4 protein-coding genes are annotated in these 3,889 nt (G+C 65.2%); all 4 read left to right on the top strand.

Features of this window, described 5'->3' with window-relative positions:
* A partial coding sequence (locus KA184_13850) for a PmoA family protein (GenBank protein MBP8130658.1) occupies window positions 1–571 on the top strand: 571 nt, incomplete at its 5' end.
* Entirely contained in the window at window positions 571–1,083 is a 513-nt protein-coding gene (locus KA184_13845; GenBank protein MBP8130657.1) for a metallophosphoesterase family protein, read from the top strand. The genes KA184_13850 and KA184_13845, both read left to right, overlap by 1 nt.
* On the top strand, window positions 1,080–1,277 hold the full coding sequence (locus KA184_13840; GenBank protein MBP8130656.1) for a hypothetical protein: 198 nt from the start codon (window positions 1,080–1,082) through the stop codon (window positions 1,275–1,277). The genes KA184_13845 and KA184_13840 overlap by 4 nt, the downstream gene beginning before the upstream one ends.
* Window positions 1,278–1,350: 73 nt before the next feature.
* On the top strand, window positions 1,351–3,889 hold a 2,539-nt coding region (locus tag KA184_13835), incomplete at its 3' end, for a family 78 glycoside hydrolase catalytic domain (protein MBP8130655.1).

The raw sequence follows: 3,889 nt of genomic DNA, 5'->3' as shown, positions 1-3,889 counted from the left end.
GCACGTCGCGTGGCTGGCGTTCGGCACGCACGGGTTGTGGGCCTTCCAACAGGAGAAAATCGAATGGCGCGACCTGCGCGACGCGCCTTTCATCGAGGAAGTCCGCACGATTGGGGCGACACCCACAAAAGACGGGCTGCGCCTGGTCGATTTCGAATCCAGACTCGCTTCTCTTCGCGGGACGATTCGGTTGAAGGGCGACTTGCAGCACGCGGGCATGCACATCCGCATGGCGCAGGAGGTGGCGGACCATCCGGACACGACGCAGTACCTCCTGCCGGCAGGCGCGCAGGAATTGGAGGATGACAAGGTCGTGGGCGCGTGGTGGGTCTGCGCGAGCGTCGAGGTGCGCGGCAAGCGCTATTGGGTCATTCATATGTCGCCGCCGGACCTGCCCGGCGGCGTGCCCGTGTATTCGGTCCGCCGGTACGCCCGGTTTGGCGCCTTCTTCGAGCCCACGCTGGAAGAGGGTCAGCCGCTCGATCTGCGGTTCCGCCTGATCTTCGCGGACCAGGCGCTGGACCAGGCGCGCTGCCAGGCGCTCTATGACGCATTCGCGGAGGGCCGGTAGTGATCATCGGTGTCATGAGCGACACGCATGGCCGTCTGCCGCTGATGTTTCGCGTCGCGGAACATATGACGGAACGGCACGGGGCCGAGCGCGTCATTCATCTCGGCGACGACTACGCGGACGCGCTGGAGCTGATTATCACGGGTTACACCGTGCACGCGGTTCCCGGCCTCTGGTGCCCGGAATATGAAACAGGCAGCGCCCCGAAGACGCTGATTATCGAGGCGGCGGGTATTTCCATCGCATGCGCCCATTCCAGCGCGGACTGGGGTGTCCCGGAACGCAAGGCCGATATACTCCTGTGCGGCCATACGCACCGGGCCGCGGTGAACCGTGTCGAGCCCCAGATTTACCTGAATCCGGGCCACTTGCGCGGTCCCATGGATCGGGGCGAGCGCGCCTCTTACGGCATCATACGCATCGCGACCGGCATGCTTGAGGTCACGCTGCACGAACTCGACGGCAGCGTGCGCGCTGCGTGCACGGCGCCGCGATGCGAAGCGGCGACATGAGCGGCGCGGCGCAGCCCGGGCGAACCTGCCCCGCGTGCGGCGCGCCGCTGCTCGCGGGCCGTGAGGTCTGCCCGTCATGCGGCCACATTTCGCGCTGGTTCAAGGTGCGGCTTTGGGGCGGATGCATCTTTGCCTTGCTGGCGTTCGCGGGAGTGATTGGGATGCTGATCATGGCCCTGTATGCGCCGCGATAGACGGCCTGCGCCGGCGGATTCGCAAGCACTGTCGTGCCCGCTGAAGCGCGGGTGGACAAAGAAAGGAGACGGTATGGCAATGCGCGTGGCGGGAATGTTCGCGATGATTCTGGCAGGCAGCGGAACGCTTCTCGCGCCCGCGGCCCGGGCGGAGATGCTCGCGCCGGAGAACCTGCGTGTCGAGTATGTGAGCGAGCCGGCGGGCGTGGACACGCCCGCGCCGCGGTTCAGCTGGTGGGTGCGGCACACGGAGCGCAACCAAGGCCAGACCGCATACCAGGTGCAGGTGGCCACTTCTCAGGAAGGTTTGCTCAACAGCCAGCCGGACGTGTGGGACACGGGCAAGACGGCTTCCGCCGAGAATGTACATGTCGTCTACAGCGGCCCCCCGCTGGCGGCGGGCCGCACGTATCACTGGCGCGTGCGCGCGTGGGACCGGCAGGACCGGGCCGGCCCCTTCAGCAATACGGCTTCGTTTGAAATGGGCCTCTTGTCCCCCGGAGATTTCCAGGCTGCGTGGGTGCGCGGCATTGAGGACATCGTTGACTCCCTCGGCTACCACAGCAAGTTTTTCGACGAGAACAATCGCCGCCAGTGGGTACAGATCGACCTGGGCGAAGCGCGCGAAGTCGCCGCGGTCGTGCTATACCCCGCCCGCATGAAAACGGAAACACAAGACCTGACCGGCTACGGATTTCCGGTGCGCTATTCGGTCACGTTGTCGCCGGAACCGGGCCGGGCAAAGGCCCAGACGGTCGCGGACAAGACAGCGGAGGACCAGCCAAATCCCGGCGAGACACCAGTGAAATTCGAGTGTACTCCAACTCCCGCGCGGTATGTGCGCGTTAACGTGCGGCAAATGCGCGACAATAGCGCGGGACAGTGCCTCTTCGCGCTGGCCGAAGTGGAAGTGCTCGACGCGCAGGGCAACAACCTCGCGCAGGGCCGTTCGGTCGAGGCGGCGTCCCTGCTCGACGGCGGCTACTGGCGCCGCAAGGATATGGTGGACGGTATTCGCGTTTCGCAGCCGGGCCGGCGTGTATCGCCCTTGATGCGCAAGGCGTTCCTCGTGGCGAAGCCGGTCCGCCGCGCGCGGGCGTATGTGTCCGGGCTGGGTTATTACGAGCTGTACTTGAACGGCGAACGCGTGGGCAATCACGTGCTCGACCCGGCGAACCAGCAACACCACAAGCGGGCCCTTTATGTGACCCACGACGTAACAAACCTGCTGCAACAGGGAGACAACGTCGCGGGCCTCATGCTCGGCCACGGCTGGTGGCAGGGCACGTGCGCCGGGTGGCTGCAATTGTGCATCGACTATGCGGACGGCGAGGTCCAGCAAATTGTTACCGACCCGTCCTGGCGCTGGTCGTCCGGGCCTATTGTCGAGGAGAGCCTGTATCACGGCGAAACATATGATGCGCGGCTCGAAAAAACCGGCTGGAACGCGCCGGGTTACGACGACGCGGGCTGGGAAGCGGTCGTACCCCTGGAAACGCCGCCGGAGCAGATGAGCAGCCAGATTATGCCGCCCATCCGCGTCGTCGACACGGTCAAACCGGTGAAACTCACGCCGCTGGACGACGGCTCGGTGATCGTCGATTTCGGGCAGAACCTGACAGGCTGGATGAAACTCCAGGTGGAAGGCCCGGCCGGGACCGAGGTCGTCATGCGCCACGCGGAACTGCTGTATCCCGACGGGCGGCTCAACGTGGAAAACCTGCGGTCGGCGCGCGTCACGGACCGGTACGTGCTCAAGGGCGGCGGCCCCGAGGCCTATGCGCCGCGTTTCACGCAACACGGGTTCCGCTACGCGGAAATTCGCGGCTATCCGGGTGAATTGACGGCGGAAAAGGTCGAGGCGCAAGTGGCGCACACGGACCTGCGCCGCGCAGGCCATTTCGAGTGCGCTAACGAACTCTACAACCAGATTCGCGACATCACGCTGTGGTCCATCCGCGGCAACAACATGAGCATCCCGACGGATTGCCCGCAGCGTGACGAGCGCATGGGCTGGATGGGCGACGCGCACCTCGCGGCGGAGACCGGCATCCTCAATTTCGACATGGCCGCCTACTACGAGAACTTCCTGCGCGTGATCGCGGATTCGCAGAGCCCCGAGGGCTTTGTGCCCGATACCTGCCCGCATCTGTGGGGGCAGCCGGACGGATCGCCGCCATGGGCCATCGCCTATCCGCTGATCACGTGGTATTGCTACCGTTATTATGGCGACCTGCGCGCGGTTGAGCGGCATTACGACAACATCGCGCGCTGGTTCGGCACGCTGGACGCGAAAGCAGTCGACAATGTCCTCGAATACTGCCACTATGGCGACTGGGTCGGCGTCGAGCAAACGCCGATGCCGCCCATCGGCTCGGGCTGCTACTACTGGACGGCGAAAATGCTCGAGGAGTTCGCCGGGGCGCTGGGCAAGACGGACGATCAGGCGCGCTGGGCGGCGAAGAAGGACGCCATCGCGGCAGCGTACAATGCGCGCTTCTTCAACGTGGAGAAAGGCTGCTATGACGAGGGCAGCCAGTTCTCGCAGATATTCCCGCTGTATCTGGGCATTGCGCAGGGCGAGCAGCGCGAGGCGGCGCTGCGCCGGCTGA

The sequence above is a fragment of the Candidatus Hydrogenedentota bacterium genome, assembly GCA_018005585.1.
Taxonomy (GTDB): domain Bacteria; phylum Hydrogenedentota; class Hydrogenedentia; order Hydrogenedentales; family JAGMZX01; genus JAGMZX01.
This window is presented reverse-complemented; position numbering and strand designations above follow the sequence as displayed.